Annotated in this window: 20 protein-coding genes; 8 read left to right on the top strand and 12 right to left on the bottom strand. The window is 47.5% G+C overall.

Annotated elements, in window-relative coordinates:
* Positions 1–26: 26 nt before the first annotated feature.
* The 7 genes from coq7 (at position 27) to BMY60_RS07860 (ending at position 6,761) form a co-directional block, all read left to right on the top strand.
* The gene (coq7, locus tag BMY60_RS07890; protein WP_090332715.1) at positions 27–653 is read left to right on the top strand and encodes a 2-polyprenyl-3-methyl-6-methoxy-1,4-benzoquinone monooxygenase; all 627 of its coding nucleotides are present in this window, start codon (positions 27–29) and stop codon (positions 651–653) included.
* Between the two features lie 66 nt (positions 654–719).
* Positions 720–1,280, top strand: coding sequence for a YqgE/AlgH family protein (locus BMY60_RS07885; RefSeq protein WP_090332714.1), 561 nt, complete (start codon positions 720–722; stop codon positions 1,278–1,280).
* A 32-nt stretch (positions 1,281–1,312) separates the two neighbouring features.
* A complete protein-coding gene (gene ruvX, locus BMY60_RS07880) occupies positions 1,313–1,813 on the top strand; it encodes a Holliday junction resolvase RuvX (RefSeq protein ID WP_090332712.1) in 501 nt (166 codons plus the stop codon).
* Positions 1,800–2,342 (top strand): bifunctional pyr operon transcriptional regulator/uracil phosphoribosyltransferase PyrR, encoded by a 543-nt coding sequence (gene pyrR / locus BMY60_RS07875; protein ID WP_090332748.1) that lies wholly within the window; start codon positions 1,800–1,802, stop codon positions 2,340–2,342. Before ruvX ends, pyrR begins: the two co-directional genes overlap by 14 nt.
* A complete protein-coding gene (locus BMY60_RS07870; protein WP_090332711.1) occupies positions 2,339–3,298 on the top strand; it encodes an aspartate carbamoyltransferase catalytic subunit in 960 nt (319 codons plus the stop codon). The genes pyrR and BMY60_RS07870 overlap by 4 nt, the downstream gene beginning before the upstream one ends.
* Before the next feature lie 30 nt (positions 3,299–3,328).
* Positions 3,329–4,603, top strand: coding sequence for a dihydroorotase (locus tag BMY60_RS07865; protein ID WP_090332746.1), 1,275 nt, complete (start codon positions 3,329–3,331; stop codon positions 4,601–4,603).
* A 31-nt stretch (positions 4,604–4,634) separates the two neighbouring features.
* A complete protein-coding gene (locus BMY60_RS07860) occupies positions 4,635–6,761 on the top strand; it encodes a M3 family metallopeptidase (protein WP_090332747.1) in 2,127 nt (708 codons plus the stop codon).
* A 133-nt stretch (positions 6,762–6,894) separates the two neighbouring features.
* On the opposite strand, the gene BMY60_RS07855 is transcribed toward BMY60_RS07860, so the two are convergent.
* From BMY60_RS07855 to BMY60_RS07805, 12 genes are all read right to left on the bottom strand, one after another.
* The gene (locus BMY60_RS07855; protein WP_090332709.1) at positions 6,895–7,185 is read right to left on the bottom strand and encodes a DUF4372 domain-containing protein; all 291 of its coding nucleotides are present in this window, start codon (positions 7,183–7,185) and stop codon (positions 6,895–6,897) included.
* Between the two features lie 63 nt (positions 7,186–7,248).
* Positions 7,249–8,010: a M48 family metallopeptidase gene (locus BMY60_RS07850; protein ID WP_090332708.1), complete on the bottom strand. Its 762-nt coding sequence runs from the start codon at positions 8,008–8,010 to the stop codon at positions 7,249–7,251.
* Positions 8,007–10,262: a type I restriction endonuclease subunit R gene (locus BMY60_RS07845; protein WP_218141661.1), complete on the bottom strand. Its 2,256-nt coding sequence runs from the start codon at positions 10,260–10,262 to the stop codon at positions 8,007–8,009. The genes BMY60_RS07850 and BMY60_RS07845 overlap by 4 nt, the downstream gene beginning before the upstream one ends.
* Complete coding sequence (locus tag BMY60_RS16005; RefSeq protein ID WP_218141660.1) at positions 10,259–11,203, bottom strand: type I restriction endonuclease; 945 nt, start codon at positions 11,201–11,203, stop codon at positions 10,259–10,261. The genes BMY60_RS07845 and BMY60_RS16005 overlap by 4 nt, the downstream gene beginning before the upstream one ends.
* 61 nt (positions 11,204–11,264) lie before the next feature.
* Positions 11,265–13,034, bottom strand: a complete 1,770-nt coding sequence (locus BMY60_RS07840) for an anti-phage dCTP deaminase (RefSeq protein ID WP_090332706.1) — start codon at positions 13,032–13,034, stop codon at positions 11,265–11,267.
* A 14-nt stretch (positions 13,035–13,048) separates the two neighbouring features.
* A complete protein-coding gene (locus BMY60_RS07835; RefSeq protein WP_090332704.1) occupies positions 13,049–14,275 on the bottom strand; it encodes a restriction endonuclease subunit S in 1,227 nt (408 codons plus the stop codon).
* Positions 14,262–14,444 carry a hypothetical protein gene (locus tag BMY60_RS07830; protein ID WP_143057397.1) on the bottom strand — a complete coding sequence of 61 codons (183 nt, stop codon included), beginning with the start codon at positions 14,442–14,444 and terminating at the stop codon, positions 14,262–14,264. Before BMY60_RS07830 ends, BMY60_RS07835 begins: the two co-directional genes overlap by 14 nt.
* 53 nt (positions 14,445–14,497) lie before the next feature.
* The gene (locus BMY60_RS07825; RefSeq protein WP_256250758.1) at positions 14,498–15,757 is read right to left on the bottom strand and encodes a type I restriction-modification system subunit M; all 1,260 of its coding nucleotides are present in this window, start codon (positions 15,755–15,757) and stop codon (positions 14,498–14,500) included.
* Positions 15,726–15,968 carry a type I restriction-modification system subunit M N-terminal domain-containing protein gene (locus tag BMY60_RS16255; protein ID WP_256250757.1) on the bottom strand — a complete coding sequence of 81 codons (243 nt, stop codon included), beginning with the start codon at positions 15,966–15,968 and terminating at the stop codon, positions 15,726–15,728. The genes BMY60_RS07825 and BMY60_RS16255 overlap by 32 nt, the downstream gene beginning before the upstream one ends.
* On the bottom strand, positions 15,965–16,312 hold the full coding sequence (locus BMY60_RS07820) for a restriction endonuclease subunit S domain-containing protein (protein WP_143057396.1): 348 nt from the start codon (positions 16,310–16,312) through the stop codon (positions 15,965–15,967). Before BMY60_RS07820 ends, BMY60_RS16255 begins: the two co-directional genes overlap by 4 nt.
* Positions 16,313–16,695: 383 nt before the next feature.
* Positions 16,696–17,277 (bottom strand): LysE family translocator, encoded by a 582-nt coding sequence (locus BMY60_RS07810; RefSeq protein ID WP_218141659.1) that lies wholly within the window; start codon positions 17,275–17,277, stop codon positions 16,696–16,698.
* Positions 17,278–17,504: 227 nt separating this feature from the next.
* Positions 17,505–18,071: a CHRD domain-containing protein gene (locus BMY60_RS07805; RefSeq protein WP_090332698.1), complete on the bottom strand. Its 567-nt coding sequence runs from the start codon at positions 18,069–18,071 to the stop codon at positions 17,505–17,507.
* A gap of 633 nt (positions 18,072–18,704) precedes the next feature.
* Here BMY60_RS07805 and BMY60_RS07800 point away from each other — a divergent pair.
* On the top strand, positions 18,705–19,025 hold the full coding sequence (locus BMY60_RS07800) for a P-II family nitrogen regulator (RefSeq protein ID WP_090332695.1): 321 nt from the start codon (positions 18,705–18,707) through the stop codon (positions 19,023–19,025).
* The last annotated feature ends 490 nt before the right edge of the window (positions 19,026–19,515 follow it).

Genomic DNA, 19,515 nt, shown 5'->3' with positions numbered 1-19,515 from the left:
GTTTTATTTCACAAAGAGAGAGAGCGATGATGAATATCGACAAACTAATCATTGGTTTTGACAGTGCATTGCGCACACTGTTTACACCGGCGCATACTGCCAGACCCGTACCTGGCAACGATTTGCCAGAGCCTGATTTAACTGTTCCTGAAAAAGACCTGTCTGCCGCGCTGATGCGTGTCAACCATGTCGGTGAAGTCTGTGCGCAGGCATTGTATCAAGGGCAGGGTCTGACCGCACGCAATCAGGCAGTACAGAAAACGTTGATGGAGGCCGCGCGCGAGGAAACCGAACACTTGGCCTGGACCGAGCGGCGCATCGAAGAACTGGGGGGACGGAAAAGCGTACTGAATCCGTTATGGTATGGTGGTTCCTTTGCAGTCGGAATGCTGGCAGGCGTCATGGGTGACAAGTGGAATCTGGGCTTTCTGGCCGAGACCGAAAAACAAGTAGGCGAACACTTGTCCGGGCATCTGCAGCGTTTGCCTCAACACGATGTAAAAAGCCGCGCCATTGTGGCACAGATGCAGATTGATGAATCCAGTCATGCAACAATGGCCTTATCCAACGGCGGTGCTGAATTACCTTTGCCGGTTAAATTTGCGATGAAACTTAGTTCCAGGGTGATGACTCAAACCGCATATTGGGTTTGATCGCATCACCGTGTCAGTGGCAGAGATTGGTAATGCGTCATTTAATAGTGGAAAGACGAATTCGCCATGGAAAATATCAACTTAACACATCATTTCTTGATAGCTATGCCTGCAATGGAGAATTCCTTTTTTTCCAAAACGGTCACTTATGTCTGCGAACATAATGAGCGTGGAGCGCTGGGCCTGGTCATCAACCGGCCGATGGAGTTGTCCATGATCAGTCTGTTTAAACAACTGGGCATCGTTACCAAGGATCCGCTCTGCCATGAATCGTCCGTATTGTTCGGAGGACCTGTTCAGGTTGATTGCGGTTTTGTATTGCATCGGCCGGTAGGGCAATGGCAGTCGACGCTGACGATCAATGAAAAGTTAGGGCTCACAACTTCATTGGATATATTAAAAGCGATTGCCGAGGCTGAAGGTCCGGATCAAATGCTGGTTGCCATGGGATATGCGGGATGGGCCGCCGGGCAGCTTGAGCAGGAAATGGCCCAAAACGCCTGGTTGTCGGTGCCGGCTTCAGTGCATGTGATTTTCGATTTGCCTTCAGAGGAAAGGCTGCCGGCGGCAATGGAATTGCTGGGCGTAGACTACACCCGGCTATCCAATGATGTCGGCCATGCTTGACAAACGTTCAATACAATTAAAAACCGCACGGCATGACTGAAACATCAGTGCGTCAATCCGGCTTGGTATTCGAAGCCGGTCAATTTCCCGGTTTGTTGATTCAGGGTACGGTTCTGGCCTTTGACTTCGGGCAGAAGCGTATTGGCGTGGCTGTCGGCGATACTGTTCTGAGGCTGGCGCATCCGTTGACGACGATTAACAGCGAGAAAAACGAGCAGCGTTTTTCTTTAATTGGCGCATTGATTGAAAACTGGCAACCGGTGTTTCTGGTGGCTGGATTGCCCTGTTACAGGGACGGTTCGGCGCATGAAATGACACGTTTAAGCCGGCGTTTTGCACGACGTCTGGCCGGACGGTTTAACATTCGAGTACTATTGGTGGATGAACGTTATACATCCAAAACAGCATGTGCCGCATTACGGCAAGCTGGCGTGCCGGCGAGGAAACAAAAACAGCACTTGGATCAGGTCGCAGCGCAGCATATACTTCAGTCTTTTTTTGATGAATACCATGCGCAACATTCCATTGCCTGACGCAGAAATACTGCTTAATCAACTGCTCGACCAGATTCAAGCGGACAGCGATAACAATTATACTGCTTTAGTCGGTATTCATACCGGCGGAGCGTGGTTGGCGGAACGCTTGCATCAAGCGCTTTCAGCAACACGATCCCTGGAACCGTTGGGATTGCTCAGTGTATCGTTCTATCGTGATGATTTTGACAGAGTAGGTTTGCATGCGCAGGTCAGACCGTCTGAAATTCCCTTTAATGTCAATGGCGCACATATTTTGCTGGTAGATGATGTGCTGCAAACGGGTCGTACGATACGTGCGGCCATCAACGAGCTGTTTGATTACGGCAGACCGGCCTCGATAGCACTGGCAACCCTGATTGACCGCGGTGGCCGGGAACTGCCCATCTGTGCGCAGTATATAGGGGCCGGGCTGCGTCTGCCGGCAGAAAGTATTCTGGTGTTTGATCGAGATGTACAAGGGCGGTTTAATCTGCGCCTGGAAAATAAAAAAGGCGTAGTGAACGGTGCAGAAGATATGCCGGCATGATCAATAGAAATCCGCAATTGAACAAACATCGTAAACTACAGCATCTGTTGACAACAGAAGAGCTGCCGGCTGCAATTCTCTTGCAGATATTAAATACGGCAGAAACATTTGTGGGCGTAACCGAACGCGATGTCAAGAAAGTGCCCTTGTTACGCGGAAAGTCTATTTTCAATCTTTTTTTCGAACCCAGCACACGCACGCGGACAACTTTTGAAATCGCCGCCAAACGCTTGTCTGCCGATGTGTTTAATCTGAATATAGCTGTTTCCGCGCAATCCAAGGGTGAGACCTTGCTTGATACTGTGAATAATCTGGCTGCGATGGATGCCGATATGTTTGTGGTGCGGCATGCACAAAGCGGCGCAGCGCATTTGATCGCAAAACATGCGCGCCCGGGTATTCATGTAATTAACGCCGGTGACGGCCGGCATGCACACCCGACACAGGCGCTGCTTGATATGTTCACCATCCGCCGCTTTAAACACGAATTTCACAATCTGCGCGTTGCCATTATTGGCGATATTCTGCATTCAAGGGTGGCGCGTTCCCAGATTCATGCGCTGACAACACTGGGCGTGCCGGAAGTGCGTGTGATCGCACCGAAAACCCTGTTGCCAAACAATGTGGAACGACTCGGCGTGCGTGTATTTCATGATATGAACAGTGGATTAGAGAATATCGACGTCTTGATGATGCTGCGTTTGCAAAAGGAACGGATGCAAGGCGCGTATCTGCCGAGCTCTGAAGAATACTTCAAAAACTATGGACTGACACCTGAAAAGCTGTCAATGGCCAGGCCAGATGCCATCGTGATGCATCCGGGACCGATGAACCGTGGCGTGGAGATTGATTCGGCCGTTGCCGATGGCGGCCAGTCTGTTATTTTGCCGCAAGTGACATTTGGCATTGCAATCCGCATGGCGGTGATGTCAATTCTTGCGGGTCAGCAAGTCTAGTAGTCAAAGAATTTCATGGACATTGCTCAGATGAAAATTTACATCAAAAATGGCCGCTTAGTTGACCCAAAAACAGGAACAGACGCCATTCAGGACGTTTTTGTCGCCGCTGGTAAAATATTGGCTGTCGGGAAATCGCCCGTTGCATTTCAGCCGGATTATGTTATTGATGCCGGTGATTTGATTGTGTGTCCTGGACTGGTTGATATGTCGGTCCGCCTGCGTGAACCGGGACTGGAATACAGAGCGACCCTGGAATCTGAAATGAATGCCGCCGTGGCTGGTGGTGTGACCAGTTTTGCTTGTCCGCCGGATACAGATCCGCCGCTTGATGAGCCTGGACTGGTGGAAATGCTCAAGCATCGCGCCAGAAATCTGAATCAGGCGCATGTTTATCCGATTGGCGCGTTGACGCAGGGTTTGCTTGGAAAATATTTAACCGAAATGGTGGAACTGCATGACGCGGGATGTATCGTTTTCGGCCAGCCTGATGGCATGGTGGCCAATTTGAGAGTGTTGATGCAGGCGATGCAGTATGCGTCTACATTCGGCTTCAGTGTGTGGCTCAGTCCACAGGATTCCAATCTGGCGTACGAAGGTGTAGCGCATGACGGCGAAGTTGCAACCCGTCTGGGACTGCCGGCAATACCCGTGTGCGCGGAAACAGTCGCCATTTCGAATATAATTCTGCTGGCAAAAGTAGTGAACGTGCATATTCATCTATGCAGGATCTCCAGTGCCGAAGGATTGGCAATGGTACGCGCGGCCAAGCAGCAAGGTGTATCGATTACCTGTGATGTATCAGTCAATCATCTGCACTTGTCGGATATGGATATTGATTATTTTGATGCCAATTGTCATGTTTTACCGCCATTGAGAAGTATCAGCGATCGTGATGCATTGCGTCTGGGTCTGCAGGATGGAACAATTGATGCAATTTGTTCTGATCATGCGCCGGTTGATGAGGATGCCAAAATGCTGCCTTTCGGTCAGGCGGAAATTGGTGCGACAGGTGTGGAATTATTGCTGCCGCTTACTTTAAAATATGGCTTGGAAATGAAGCGCCCTCTAGTAGAGGTGCTGGCTACGATTACGGCCAAACCCGCAGCTGTGCTTGGTATAGATGCCGGGTACTTGTCGCCAGGTGCGGCAGCGGATTTATGCATTTTCGATCCAGAAACCTACTGGAGAGTGACTGCAGGCGCATTGCTGAGTCAGGGTAAAAATACGCCGTTTCTGGGTATGGAAATACCAGGAAAAGTCAGATATACCTTAGTCAATGGTAATATTGTCTACCAATCTTAACTTTAACCTTAACGTAAATAATCTCCAGTATATGAATACGCCATCGAATCCACTACTCGATTTTTCGGGATTGCCCCGGTTTGAGGAAATTAATACAGCGCATATTACGCCTGCCATTGAAGAATTGCTTAATGAAAACAGGTCAATCATTGACCGCATACGCAATGATTCGCAAACGCCAACCTGGCAGTCATTTGTCCAACCCATGGTGAATGCTAATGAACGTTTGTCACGTGCATGGGGACAGGTTTCGCACCTGAACGCCGTCATGAATACACCGGAGCTGCGCGAAGTTTATAATAAGAATCTGCCGCTGATTACGCAGTTTTATGCCGAGCTTTCGCAAGATCAGCAGTTATTCGAAAAATTCAAACAATTGCAGGCAAGCACGGAGTTCGGCATGTTGAGTCCGGCGCGTAAACGAATTGTTGAAAATGAGCTTAGAGATTTTCGTCTTGGGGGGGCAGAGCTGTCGCCGGAAAAGAAAAAGCGCTTTCTCAAAATTCAGGAAACTTTGTCGGCGCTGTCGTCAAAGTTTAATGATAATTTACTTGATGCTACCAATGCTTTCTCGTTATTGATTGAAAATCAGGACGAAATTTCCGGGATACCGGAAGATGTTTTGCATACTGCCAGGCAACTGGCAGAGAAAGATTCCAGGCAGGGTTGGAAATTTACATTGCATATGCCGTCCTACTTGCCGATACAGCAGTACGCCGATAATCGTGCCTTGCGTGAAAAAATGTATCATGCGTTCTACACCCGTGCCAGCGAGTTTAATGAACCTGCAGGTGGGTCGGAAAATAAGAACTGGGACAATATGCCTTTAATCAACAAAATACTCGAGTTGCGCGAAGAAGAGGCGAAACTGTTAGATTATCGAAATTATGCGGAGATTTCTCTGGCCGCTAAAATGGCTTCTTCACCGCGTCAGGTATTGGATTTTCTCAGGGAGCTGGCGGCCAAAGCAAAGCCATATGCAGAGAGAGATTTACAAGAATTGCAGCAATTTGCAACTGAATCGCTGGATTTGCCAAAACTTGAAGCCTGGGATATTCCTTATGCTAGTGAGAAATTGCGTCAGGCGCGATACGCCTTTTCAGATCAGGAGGTCAAGCAGTATTTTCCGGAAGACAAGGTTTTGCCGGGTATGTTTAAACTGGTTGAAAAACTGTACCGTATTTCCATCGTGCAGGCCGATGCAATAGAACTCGAGCGCAAGGTGCAGTACTGGCATCCGGATGTCAGACTGTTCGATATTTTTGATGCCGGCGGTGCATTGATCGGGCGTTTTTATGTTGATTTGTATGCACGCGAAACAAAGCGTGGCGGAGCCTGGATGGACGGTGCCATTGCGCGCCGACAAATGGATTGCGAGCAAGGCGGCAGCGCAGTGCAAATACCGGTGGCCTATCTGACTTGCAATTTTTCTGGTCCTGTATCTATTGATGGCCAGCGCAGACCCGCGCTGTTTACGCATAATGAAGTAATTGTGCTGTTTCATGAATTCGGTCACGGCCTGCATCACTTGTTAACCCAGGTGGATGACTTAAGTGTTTCCGGTATCAACGGTGTAGAATGGGATGCGGTGGAGCTGCCCAGCCAGTTCATGGAAAACTTTTGCTGGGAATGGGGTGTGGTGAGTGAGATGACGCGTCATGTCAAAACCGGAGAACCGTTACCCAAAGCGCTGTTCGATAAAATGCTGGCCGCCAAGAATTTCCAAAGTGGCATGCAAATGGTGCGCCAGATAGAATTTGCGCTGTTCGATATGCATTTACATTTCGATTTTGATCCACACGGTGATAAGACCGTTATGCAGCTGCTCGATGCGGTGCGCCAGGAAGTGGCCGTCATTATTCCGCCAGCATACAATCGCTTTCCCAACAGTTTTGCGCATATTTTCGGTGGCGGCTATGCGGCGGGCTATTACAGCTATAAATGGGCGGAAGTGCTGTCGGCGGATGCTTACGGCCTGTTCGAAGAAAACGCGCCGAATAGTGTGTCTGGTGTGATAGATGCGGATACCGGTTCACGTTTCAGAGATGAAATTCTGGCCGTGGGTGGCAGCCGGCCGGCGCTTGAGTCATTCGTAGCCTTTCGTGGACGTGAACCGCAAATGGATGCGCTGTTGCGCCATAACGGAATGACAGCCTGATTCTGACACAAATATCTGTAGACGCAGATTGCCGCGTATGCGATATAACGAAGTAAAGTCAAGCTGCGTCCGGCATTGGCAATGATGCAGCAGTTTTCCAAACAACGCCTCATACAAGGTATACGGTTTGTCCTCACTCATGCGTGCAAGGCTGGCGCGTGCCAGTTTCGCACTGCCAAGATGATAAAGACGGTGCGCCTGTGCGGCTCACGCTGCCAACAATATCGCGCAAGCTGATACGGCCAGACAACTGTGCCATTGCCATGGTGACAAACTGCGGCCAGCGGCTTGCTGTACGAAAAGCCCGGCCCGAATGATGGCGATTGACCAGAGACTCAAGTTCATGTCTCGGAACAAATCTTAGAATTTGTGACAGGATTGTATTGCAATGGGCCATGGCCTGATTAAAATTTTCATAGTTCATAGGCAGTATCCAACAATAGCAATATTGACTGCTTTAAGAAAGCTAACACCAAAATCAACAACCTCAAACATCATTCAAATAATAATAAGCCATGCCATCAAGCCGTTCTTTCACTTTTTCCCAGTTCGGCATGACCTGCTTCATAAGCCGGTAAAACTGTTCGGAATGGTTATGTTCCGCGATATGGCAAAGCTCATGCAGCAGAACATAATCAATGCATTCCCTGGGTGCTTTCACCAAATGGGGATTGATTGTTAATTGCCCTTTGGGCGAGCAACTGCCCCATTGGGTTTGCATGGATAATAATCGTATCGGCGGTTTTTCTTTCATCCACAGGGTTTGTGAAAGCACTTCGTCCAATCTGCGTTCGAACACTTCTCTGGCCTTTTTCTTATACCAGTCAAAGAGCAATGATCTGATTTTCTCGGATTGCGGGGTTCTGGTTTTCACTTCCAACACGCCGCGCAGCAGTTTGACTTCCGGTGCAGATCGTGGGGCTTCATGAATTTTCAGCACATGTCTGCGTCCCAGGTAAAAATGACTTTCGCCGCTTACATAACGGCGCGGCAGAATATCTTTCCGTTGATCTTCAAAATAGCGCATTTGCCGGTAAATCCAGCGCGCGCGTTTTTTAACAGCCTGGACAATTTCATCATCGGATGCCAGTGGCGGGGCATGTGCCACCACACGACAATCGGGATGGACTTTGATCAGGACTTTAGGGGTATCGGTTGATCGGAGTTCAATGCGGGATTCAATGGCAAATTCTATGGCACACTCGCCATATTGAATCGAAGCTGTTTTTTTTCGGGCAGGATAAATCATGACTTGTTCAATCCCTCCCGCACCACTTGCACAATCCGCTCGATCATCGCTTTGGCCTGATCCATGCCGGAGCCGATTTTTTTACATTCGGCAAAAATCATCGGCAGGAGGTTTTTACGGATTTCCGCCTCGATGTTTTGTGGATTGATCGAATGCTCGGCAACGGCGTTGGTGATGATCTCGTCGACCTTGAATGAGAGTTCCACCCAGCGGTCGGAGGTTGCCTCGTCAATTTTGGCAAGATTTTCACCAATCATCATTTTCAGCACTCCATAATAGGCTTGCGCATGTTTGTTGTCGGCGAATTTGTCCGGCAGGCCTTCGACTTCACGCTTTTCGACCTTTTCTTCAAATTCCCGAAACAGCATATATTGCTTGAGGGGATGATCGAATAACGCTTCGGCCTCTTCGATGATCTTCTTTAACAACCTGGAAAACACTTCCTGCGCGTAAGGGTCATCGCGCAAATTCTGTTCGATCATGAGTGTGATGCGGGTTTTGATGATATCGGTTTCATTGCGGGTTTTCTCATCCGACCATTCTTTGGGATCAGCCGCCTTGCCCATTTTGTTGACTTCATAAACGCCTTCGGGTTCTCTGACCTCTACACCGACCACATGTTTATCCATCAGCTTTTTGATCTGCGCGGCATATTCATCGTAATCGACAGATTCTCCGGCGTCGGTTTTGGCAAGCTGCCGCAGCGCGGTGAACTGCTTGACCGTTTCCTTGTAATGCTTGCGGTCGTCTTCAGAGAAACTCTTGTCTTCGTAGAAAGTGGCCGATTGCAGCGCAATCTTGAGGCAATTAGTGAACTCACTGAGGCGGTCATAAAAATCCTCGCGGATTTTCTGATTCACGTCGATCATCTCGCCATTGCGTTCCTGCATGCGCGGCACAATCACCTGGCGCAGTTGTTCGAAATCGCCCTTGTTTTTGACATCCTTAAAGATCGCCCATAAATCCGCATAAAGACGCGGCAGCTTTTTATATTCGGTGCTCATTTGCTGATAGAGCCCCTCGATATCGCCGATATCAAAACCGCCTTGCGTGCGGCTGGCCAAGTCCTGATATTTGGCGATGGTGGTATCGAGCTCCGCCAATATGCCGCGATAATCAATCAACAGGCCGAATTGCTTTTTCGGGTGCAGGCGGTTAACCCGCGCGATGGCCTGAATCAGGTTATGTTCCTTGAGCGGTTTGTCGATATACAGCACGGTATTGCGGGGTTCATCAAAACCGGTCAGCAATTTATCGACTACGATCAGAATTTTAAGATCGTCATCGTTTTCAAACCGCTCAACAATGTGCTTTGTGTAGTCTTTTTCATCCTGCGTGCCGACATGCCCGTTCCACCATTTTGTGACTTCAGGAATGCCGGACTCATCCACGTCCACATTGCCTTCGCGTGTATCGGGCGCGGACATGACAATCGACGATTCAAACAAGCCCAGTTCATCCATGAATTGCTTGTATTTGATCGCCGATAATTTGCTGTCACAGGCGAGCTGGCCTTTCAGTCCTTCATCAATATTTTTAACGAAGTGATTGGCGATATCATAGGCAATCAGGCGAATGCGGTCTTCGGATTGATAGAGATGACCCTTTTTGGCGAATTTTTTCTTGAGATCGGTCTTTTGTTCGTCGGTCAGCCCTTCAGTGATGCGTTCGAACCAGCTGTCAATCGCGCGTTCATTGACATCCAGATCGGGAATGCGCTCTTCATACAACAGCGGGGTCACGGTTTTGTCTTCCACGGCCCGCTGCATGGTATAGGCATGAATGATCGGGCCGAATTTGTTGGTGGTTTTATCGTCTTTGAGCAGCGGTGTGCCGGTAAAGGCGACAAAGGCCGCATTGGGCAGCGCCCGGCGCATGCGGATATAATTCTCCCCGCCTTGACCGCGGTGGCCTTCATCGACCAGCACGATAATGTCAGCGCTCGGGTTGTGGCATTCCGGCATTTTAGCGGCGATGGCGAATTTATTGATGATGGTAAAAATAATGCGTTCAGTACCCGTAGCAATCTGCTGAGCCAGCCGCCTACCGGAAGTCGCCATTGCTGCGGCTTTGTCTTTCTTGCTCGCCAGCTCTCCGCCGGTGCTGAATGTTCTGCTGAGCTGGCCTTCCAGATCAACGCGGTCGGTCACGACAACAATGCGGCATTGCTTTAAGGAGTCATGCAAAATCAGCGCCTTGGACAAAAACACCATGGTGAAGGACTTGCCTGAGCCAGTAGTATGCCAGATCACACCACCTTGCCGACCTTTTTGTCAAACAACACAAAGTATCGGCTCATCTCCAGCAACCGAGCTGGAGAGAGCAGGCTGATCAAAAGCCGGTCTTGTTCGGTCACGGCCAGTTCTCCGCCAGCAATCAGATTTTCATACCACTTCTGATCCTGACCTGGCCGATGTGTAAACAAGGTAGCCTTGGCCGATTCGTCCAGTGTTTTGTTTTTGAGTGCGTAGAATTCCGGCTCGCAGATGTCTTCCTCGCGCCAGCGCGACCAGAATTTAAACGGCGTGCCTTGCGTGCCGTAACGTCCATCCGCGCCGTTGATCGAAAACAGAAGCTGAGCATAGGCAAAAAGATGCGGGATTTCGTCATTGCGCTGGTTACGCAGGTTCTGCGAAATCCCTTCGTCTATCGTCGGGCCTTTATTACCATGATTATCCGGGCGCTTGGCTTCAATCACGGCCAGCGGCAGGCCATTCACAAAACAAACAATATCCGGTCTTCGGTGATCCACGCGGCCGGTGCGCTGCACGTTGTATTCCTCGGTAAACAAAAAGCTGTTATTGGCAGGGTTGTCCCAGTCAATAACTGGGAGCGTCGGGTTGGTTTTCTTGCCATCGACAAATTCCTTTACTGAAATGCCATAGAGCAAATGGTTATAGATTTTCTCATTGGCCACGCCCAAACCTTCATTCAGCGCCGGACTGCACAGCTCGGTAATAACGTTATCAATCGCCTGCTCGGAAAAAGCGCGTTCTTTCCCAGCGTAAACATAGCGTCGTTTGCGCAGCTCACTCCGCAACACTTCACGCAAAACCACCTCACTGGTTTTGCCGTCGCGTGCCGATAAAGCTTGCTCCGGTGACAGAAAGCGCCAACTCAGATGATGCAGCAGCGTGAGCGCCGGTATCTTGGCGCTGTATTCTTCCTGGAATTTTGGTGTGTGCCGTGTCATTCGTTATCTCTTTCCATACTCCGAAAAAGAGGTGTAAGCAGCATTAAAAAGACTTTTCCGTTCATGAGCTTTTATCCCAGATTTCTGATGCGGCTTGCTCTATTTCCAGATATGACTTAGGAATTAGTGGTGTTCTGATCGGTGCTTTTGCTTTATCCCAATCTAGTATTGAGCCCTCTTTGTCTTTGCGTCGTAACTTGGAACCAGCTCCTAAGCTCATTGAGAATAAATCAAGAAAACGTCTTGGCCCTACACCAATAAAAGGCTCAAACGCGACCAATTCATTGGAAGTAGATGTTGTATCGAACTCTGAACGTAATTGAATTGACTCAGAATAGAAATCAAGTGCACGACTTTTCGGATATGGTTCGACGTAAACGACTCGCTCAATACCACTTGCTATGATGTGTTTTGCACAGTTGTGACAGGGAAATGTCGTGCAATAAAGGGTGGTACTGGCAGTTGGAATTCCAGCACGGCTACATGAAAGCAAGGCATCCATTTCAGCATGCACTACACGGCCAAATTCAGTAAGGTCAGAGATTTTGCTTTCGTTCAAAGCCTTTTGTAGGTCAAGCTCTTTATCGGTAGTAACTATCCCTTCGTTCATTAGGTTCTTGGCAATTTCTTGTATTATTTCCGCTTGCGCTTGCTTATTAGAATCTCCATCTCTGGTGTAGTCTTTTCCATCTGGGTGGTCTACAACTTCTCCAGTTGTTGAATCTATCTCTGCCCAATACAAGCCTCCACCATATTTCGGTACATCGTTTGCACCAGTAGCGATAATCTGTTTTTCACGGCTAATAACAGCACCGACCTGACGGGATAAATCACCCGAACGTACTGAACTGTTGAAAGCCATAAACATGGCAAACTCATCAAAAGTTGGATTTTTATATGGGTGTGAGAAAATGAGTTCTAAAAAGCGCTGAAGTCCATTTTTGACTTGATCATTGTCGCTACCGAGATTCAAGAAGAAGTCTGAAAGATGGTAGGTATCCCTTGTTTTTTGACCGTGATCAATACTTTCATCTTCGTCTATCTTAATAAGCTCTTTTGCTTGTTCTTGAGTGCACCCTTTGTCGTCAGTCAAATATTTGTGACGGCGTTTTTCATCTGCATGGACACCGATCAGATAAAAACCATTGGCATAAACTTTTCTCAGAAACTCAACTTCGCGTGGATGCTTGAGTGAATTAACAATGTAGGCTCGCTTTTGCGATTTTGTAATTCTTTTTTTTGAAATTTCTTTGGCGACTCCTGCCGCCAAAATAGCATTATTAGTACTTTTTTCCCTTAGAGAATCACCAGCTGACATAAAATGTTTGATGCGATCGTATTCACTGCCGCCAGAAAAGGTAGATAATATCGAGGAAACACGTATTACTTCTACTGTGTAACCGAAGCCTTTTAGCCGATCAGTCAAAGGATCAATTACCCGCTTAAATTCTGTACCTACTGCACTGACGATGCCTATGATAAGCTCGCCGTCATTGACGCCTGTAGTTAGGAACTGTCTTTCCAATGAATCGTTCTGTGATGTAACATGCTGCTCTTTTGTGGTTATGTCGGCATGTTCTGGAGCGGTTCTAGTCGAAACCGAAACAGTGGACTCATCTGGATAAAGTAACTGGGGAACTTTACTTTCAAGGGTAGATTTTTCCGGATCTTTTCCTTGGAAGTTGATTGAACCAGTTGTCTCAAACCAGTTCATTACCCCATCATTTACTCGCAATACTTTCTTGTTAAGTTGAGATTCATCCCAGTCACCATTCAAGGAAGATAATTTGCTTTTAAGGTTTTCATAGCTACCAGTAAATTTCAATCCCATGATTACCCTCTTTGTCAGTTGATTTGCACGCGGCGTTTACCGGTGAGGAGTTGTTGCATTAGCGCCTTTTTCTCCTGACGGAGGCAGCTTAGTTTTTTTTCGAGGATTTCGATCTCACTTTCAGCGGCTTTTAGGATTTTTCCAATAGCTATTTGTTCGTCATAGTTAGGAAACGTTACCTGAATTTTTCGAAAATTTTCTTGAGAAATTACATAGCGCTGGCCACTACCATCAGCAAGCATATATGCTTGTCTTCTGAATTGGCTAGTTGTGAAAACATAAGCCTTAAAATTCAAATCCCATTTTTCGGTAAACCTTAGTCGCACGACATGATAGCTATAACAGCATTGATCTATATTTTCAGCAGCTACCGCAGGTATTCCTGCCTCATCCCTGGTTTCAGATGATGGTGTAAAGAAAACATCACCAATCCGAACATCACATCCAGATATTTTTGATTCCGGCGCTGTAACCCAATGGTTAAGTTGGTGGGAATAGATGAAGCTTCGATTGAAGACATCAGTGAAATTCAACAAACGAACTGGTTTCTCACCGTCGATAATTTTCTTATCAACCCCGGCGCTTTTTATTTCACCAATCTCACGTAGAGTTTTGGTTTCCCACTCCCCACTAAAACCGGGCAGGCGTTTTTTGCCGGTGAGGAGTTGTTGCATGAGGGCTTTTTTTTGCTGCTGGCTGTTGTTCAGCAGCTTTTCCGTGACCTCAATCGCCCGATCCCATGTGGAAAGAATTCTGGCGATTTTCTTTTGTTCTGGGAGGGGTGGAACGGTAACTCTAATGGATTTAACTAAAGCCCCACTTAAGTTACTCTGCCCAGCGGAATTACTAAAATTTCGAATATTTTTATACTGAGCAAGAAGGAAATTATAGTAAAACTCGGGTTCCTGGTTTTCATCGAAAATAATTGCGGCGCAATTTTGATTTGTAGTCGCTTTGAATTTAAGAAGTGCAACTTGGCCTCGTGTTTTACCTTGGCCAATCATAGCAAGCAAAATTGTATTTTTAGGAACAAGCTTTGCTGATGAATTTTTAAGACCCTCTTCACTAATATATTCCTGGACATCTGTTTCATAAAGCACACAGTTCTGTACTTCTGTGGTTCTTATCCATGGTACAGTGCCATTCCAGTAAGAAGGTTTTTTTCTACTTGGCGTGCCACCAGAGGTCACTTCTGCTATCTCTTGAACAGTTTTAATATCCCACCCCTCAGGAACGTTCATCTTCAGTTCCTTTTTCCCGGCTTTCAATATCTTTTGCCATTTTTTTCAGCACTTCGGTATCTTCTTCATCGGCGGCAGTTGTCAAGGATTCCTTGACAACTGAATGCTTTATCAATTCGCCGCCTTCAGCTTCTTTATAATGTAAGACATTGTAATCTTTACCATACACGGCAGTTTGTCGGAATTTCAGACAAACTGAATCCTCAATCAATTCACCGGAACTCATTCCACATACCCCAATTCTTTCAAATAGCCGTCCATTTCCGTTTCCAGCGCGGCGAGTTGTGTTTTGAGTTCGGCACGTTCCTTGCGTACAGCCATAAGGTCGATTTCGGCTTCTTCCTCAAACGTATCGACATAGCGCGGAATGTTGAGGTTGTAATCATTTTCCTGAATCTCTTCCAGACTGGCCAGATAGGCGTATTTATCGACACTTTCGCGAGCGCGGTAGGTCATTACGACTTTGTCGATATTCTTGGACGTGAGTAGGTTCTGGTTTTTTCCGGCCTTGAATTCGCGGCTGGCGTCGATGAACAGGACGCTGTTATCGGGTTTGTCTTTTTTGAAGATCAAAATCGCCGCCGGGATGCCGGTACCGTAAAACAGCTTTTCCGGCAGGCCGATCACGCAATCGAGCAGGTTTTCCTCAATGAGTTGCTGGCGGATTTTGCCTTCCGAACTGCCGCGAAACAGTACGCCATGCGGCACGACCACGCCCATGCGCCCGGTCTTGGGTTTGAGCGTTTCGATCATGTGCAGGATAAAGGCGTAATCGCCCTTGGTCTTGGGCGGCACGCCCCGGCGGAACCGTCCGAACTTATCATGCTCAGCCTCGTCATGGCCCCATTTATCGAGGCTGAACGGCGGATTGGCGGTAACGATATCAAAATGCATCAACCCGCCATTGTTATCGAGCAGCTTGGGGTTGCGGATGGTGTCGCCCCATTCGACTTTGTGATTATCCTCGCCATGCAGGAACATGTTCATCTTGGCCAGCGACCAGGTGGAGCCGATGGCTTCCTGCCCATAGAGCGCGTATTTCTTGCTGTTGAACCGGTCGCGTACTTTACGTCCGCATTTCATCAGCAAGGAACCGGAGCCGCAAGCGGGGTCGCAGATGGTGTCGCCTTCCTGCGGGTCGAGAATTTCCGCGATGAGGTCGGAGACTTCAGGCGGGGTGTAGAATTCCCCGGCTTTTTGTCCGCCACCGGCGGCGAACAACTTTATCAGGTATTCATAGGCGTTGCCGATGACATCGAGCGAACCCACGCGGCTGGGTCGTAAATTGAGTTCAGGCTTGGCGAAGTCTTCCAGCAAGTGGCGCAATATGGTGTTTTTTTGTTTTTCCTCACCGAGCTTGTCGGTGTTGAAACTGATATCCTGAAACACCGATTTTGACGCATCGCGCAGCTTGGTGCCGTTGGCTTCTTCCAGTGCGTGCAGCGCCTGATCAATAACCGGGCGGAAGCACGAAACGCTCATTCTTCATCATCTCATTGATGAGTTCCGGCTCGTCGCCATATTGCTTTTTATATTCGTCGTAATGATCCTGCCAGACATCGGAGATGTATTTCAGGAACAGCATGGTCAGGATGAAATCCTTATAGGTGTCGGCACTGACCGTGCCACGGAAGGTATCGCATGCCGTCCACAGAGCTTTATTGAGTGCGCCCTGATTAATCGGTGTGTTCATGGTTGTAGTTCCCTGTGCGTGTTTACTGTCTGTAGTGTTTTGCCTGCCGTCAAATCGGAGGCAAAGGCATGCATCAATTTGTCGGCGTTTCTGATCAGCGCAGTATACAATTTCTTTTCTTGCAGTATCGCTTTATGCAATCCAAGGATTTTGTGTTGTGTTTCCAGAGGGGGCACGGTGATTTGAGTTTGCTCCAGTATCGCGCGCCGGATGCTTTTGGTAAGCGAGCCTTCAGCTGCGCTGTCGAAATACTTTGCAAAGACCGTTGATTGAGCTCCCAGACCAGAAAGGCCGGTAAGAGTGCATGATCGGTTACGCGCAAGATATAGAAGTGGGGTGCGCAAATCGCTTATATCATAATGGGGCCACAGGATATTCCCGACACCGGACGGCACAGCTTTTTGTCTGTTCCAGTATCTGGATCAATAGTACAGTGTTTTAATACTGAACGAATTGAAGCTTATATATTAAACGCTATTTATCCAAAGCCTCACTGCGTTCTCTCTCGTATTGATCAAACGGCTTACTTGCTCTTTCCATACATTCATCGTATTGCGATCCGGGTAATTTCATACATTCGTTTCTTTGATTGTATTGGAAAGAATCGTAGATTTGCCGTGAACTGCACCCGGTTATCAACAAGACACTCAACACTATCAATAAAGTGCGATTTTTCATCCGGTATACTTTTTTCAGGGTTTTACGATCAGGTAGCTGCCTGCACCGATCATGAGAGTGCTGAAACCAGCCGGGTTTTATTGGTGGTTCTCAATTCCTTGTTCATCACCATCACTTTCGTGGCCGCAAAAGCATAGGCCAGTTTGACGCCGCCGACTGTTGCGGCTGTAATGAACAGAATGGCCGCTATGTCCGGCAACGTCAGCGCGGATATATCGATGATTGCCGGAAACAGGCTCGCATAGAAGAATATCGCCTTCACATCCCCAAGCGTAACAAACAGGCCTGCGAGGAAACTGGCGGGTAATCCGCCGTCGGTGCCGGAATATTTGCAGGTTAAATTTTTCGTCCGGCTTCGGATCAGATTGATACCGAACCAGATCAAGTACATGCCCGCCGCGACTTTGACCGCTAAAAAGAATCCGCCCATCAGTTCGGAAAGTGTCGTCAATCCCAGTAGTGCCAGTCCGACAAAAATCAAATCGCCGAGCACGATGCCCATGGAAACGGCAACGCCGTTCACCAGATTCATCGTGGCCGAGCGGGCGACAACCAGGGCAACACTCGTGCTGGGCATGGCGGCAAGCGTTATCATGACGATAACCAACGCTGAAACATCAAAAAGGCTCATGGGAATTCTGAACTAAAGTTTCACGCTTTTTCGGAAGTTTCGGTCTGATTTCATCAATTTTTTGTGGTCAGCGCCGATTCTACACATCCATGGTCTCTGTTGTGAGAACTAGTACAGTATCTTTCAAATGGCTTTACAATTTTATGTTTCTGGCTTGCCTGTAGACAACAGTGTCAACTTCAATCGCAGCCCTCAGCTATATGAATGCTTATTTATAAGACACTACACTAGAAACCTAGAAAACCGTCGTCGTCATCATCTGCTTGCATTATTTGGCCGCGGATTACACCGGCTGGAAATTCGGCGCTGTGTACGTTCACGTAGATTTTTCCGGCGCGCATCGCAAAAGCGAGGGAAGCGATGTTGTTAAGCGGAACACCACACGTATCAGCAGTGTGGTCGTCAGGCGTTTCAAACGGGATAATGTTGCTGTTTACCAAGGTGACGTCGACCGATCCTTCAGACACATCCACCGGCGGGTCAGCCGGGCCGAAAAGAAAAGCCACTACCGACCCGTTTTCGCCGGCAGAAGCGCAATGAAAGTGAGCCTGAGTGATTCCAGTGCCATTGCGAACAGTCAGACTAAGTTGAGCTTGAGTTAATGCTTTATCGAATTCGATTTCGATCGAACCGGTGGCTGGCGTCTCCACTCCGGCAGGCGGTGTTGTAACTTCCTGAGCGCCACTTAATTCCGCTTCAAATTTCAATTCTTCGGCGGCAAGCCTGCTGGCACTCAAAGTGAGCCATAATAAAGAAATAGCTAGGAAAATCATGCCAATGTGTGTTTTATTCATGTTTAATCTCCTGAGGAAGCGGTATTTCTTGTGCACCTTGTGACCCAATGATTTACCAGAGGCGCATCTTGGGATCGTTCAAAGGTGATCATTTGTCTGAGTACAATGTTTGAATTTTATTCGTCCAAAATCCCGTCAAATATTTTTTGATATTTCTTGGGGCAAGTAGTTGCAAAAAAAGAATCTTTTAGAATTGTACCGCCTAAACCAGGGTTGTTGCACTAAATTTCGCGCACGATTGAAATAGCGGAAAATTCCGGGCTTTACTACGTTCTCAAACGCCATTCGTTTGCTTTTTTGATTGGATCAGAAGGAATATAGGACATTATGTATTGTTAATGATCAGCTTTACCCGTTTATTAATGGTTTCCTTTAGCACAAAATAATTGTTTCCCCAATGTCAGCATTAACCAGGGTTTATTAATATGACGCTTTGCTAATTTATTTAAAGTTATTGCGGCTATGAAAACAGGAGAATCCCGGATCGTTTTTTCATTGTTGATGTTTTCTTTAAATACTGTTACCAGCAAAGATTAATTTTCCGGTTCCCGCTATTGCCGGTAGTTAAAGTCTTTCCATGCCGCCGGCAAAAGTTTCTGTTAAGCGTTAAATTAAGATTTCACGAGAGAAAAGATGAATTCAATATTATCAACAAAACGGATCGAAATCGTTATCGAGACGGAAAAACTTGAAGAGCTTGTCAGCTTGTTAATGGAAGCCGGCGCCAAAGGCTACACGGTAATCAAAAAAGCGGGTGGTCTGGGTTTGCGTGGCTTACGCAATCCGGACAACGCGCTATGGGATGAGGGAAATGTTTTTGTCACCCTGGTCTGTAAAGAAGATCAGACGGTCAGGATTGTGCAAGGATTGCACCCCTGGCTAAAGAAATTTGGCGGAATGTGCCTGATTTCAGACTGTGTACGGCTAGAAGTAGAAGGTTCCGCTGTTTCATAGTTATACCTGGCTCTCTCCGCTAAGCTGAGTACGATAATTTTCAATAGCTGAAATTGTTGATTGCGGGACACCAGTTAATTCAACAAGGCTGTTTTAGCTTAACTCCTGCAGCCTCGCGCATAATTCTGACAGTATTCGCCATCTGAGACATCTATGCGCGTTTTTGCTTTTGCGTGATGTCTCGCGATTATCGCGAGACATAACACGTACAATTTCTACGAAAATTCTCTTGTTTTCATTCACACTATATTGCCGGTTATGCGGTATGACCCTCATCTTCGGCCCTTTCATTCGCAGCTGAATAATTATTCACGTAACCATTTGATCTTGAGTGTATTTTAAAGTTTAACCTTGTCCATGTGATATTGCGCATTGTTTAAAAACACGCCTATTCCTAACGAATAAGATTAGATCGCGCGCGGAACGCGCCGCGATCTGAATCGTTTGTTGGACGAGTCCGTTGTTGAATTGACTATGGAAATATCTCCGA

Origin of the sequence: Nitrosomonas sp. Nm51, from assembly GCF_900111165.1 — a bacterium.
Lineage (GTDB): Bacteria > Pseudomonadota > Gammaproteobacteria > Burkholderiales > Nitrosomonadaceae > Nitrosomonas.
Note: the sequence above shows the minus strand (reverse complement) of the source record. Positions and strands in the feature narration are given on the sequence as shown.

Bases quoted from the DNA above. Each gene is read 5' to 3' on its own strand.
- coq7 (WP_090332715.1), top strand. From the start codon at position 27: ATGATGAATATCGACAAACTAATCATTGGTTTTGACAGTGCATTGCGC.
- BMY60_RS07885 (WP_090332714.1), top strand. From the start codon at position 720: ATGGAAAATATCAACTTAACACATCATTTCTTGATAGCTATGCCTGCA.
- ruvX (WP_090332712.1), top strand. From the start codon at position 1,313: ATGACTGAAACATCAGTGCGTCAATCCGGCTTGGTATTCGAAGCCGGT.
- BMY60_RS07870 (WP_090332711.1), top strand. From the start codon at position 2,339: ATGATCAATAGAAATCCGCAATTGAACAAACATCGTAAACTACAGCAT.
- BMY60_RS07865 (WP_090332746.1), top strand. From the start codon at position 3,329: ATGAAAATTTACATCAAAAATGGCCGCTTAGTTGACCCAAAAACAGGA.
- BMY60_RS07860 (WP_090332747.1), top strand. From the start codon at position 4,635: ATGAATACGCCATCGAATCCACTACTCGATTTTTCGGGATTGCCCCGG.
- BMY60_RS07855 (WP_090332709.1), bottom strand. From the start codon at position 7,185: ATGAACTATGAAAATTTTAATCAGGCCATGGCCCATTGCAATACAATC.
- BMY60_RS07850 (WP_090332708.1), bottom strand. From the start codon at position 8,010: ATGATTTATCCTGCCCGAAAAAAAACAGCTTCGATTCAATATGGCGAG.
- BMY60_RS16005 (WP_218141660.1), bottom strand. From the start codon at position 11,203: ATGACACGGCACACACCAAAATTCCAGGAAGAATACAGCGCCAAGATA.
- BMY60_RS07840 (WP_090332706.1), bottom strand. From the start codon at position 13,034: ATGGGATTGAAATTTACTGGTAGCTATGAAAACCTTAAAAGCAAATTA.
- BMY60_RS07835 (WP_090332704.1), bottom strand. From the start codon at position 14,275: ATGAACGTTCCTGAGGGGTGGGATATTAAAACTGTTCAAGAGATAGCA.
- BMY60_RS07825 (WP_256250758.1), bottom strand. From the start codon at position 15,757: ATGAGCGTTTCGTGCTTCCGCCCGGTTATTGATCAGGCGCTGCACGCA.
- BMY60_RS16255 (WP_256250757.1), bottom strand. From the start codon at position 15,968: ATGAACACACCGATTAATCAGGGCGCACTCAATAAAGCTCTGTGGACG.
- BMY60_RS07810 (WP_218141659.1), bottom strand. From the start codon at position 17,277: ATGAGCCTTTTTGATGTTTCAGCGTTGGTTATCGTCATGATAACGCTT.
- BMY60_RS07805 (WP_090332698.1), bottom strand. From the start codon at position 18,071: ATGAATAAAACACACATTGGCATGATTTTCCTAGCTATTTCTTTATTA.
- BMY60_RS07800 (WP_090332695.1), top strand. From the start codon at position 18,705: ATGAATTCAATATTATCAACAAAACGGATCGAAATCGTTATCGAGACG.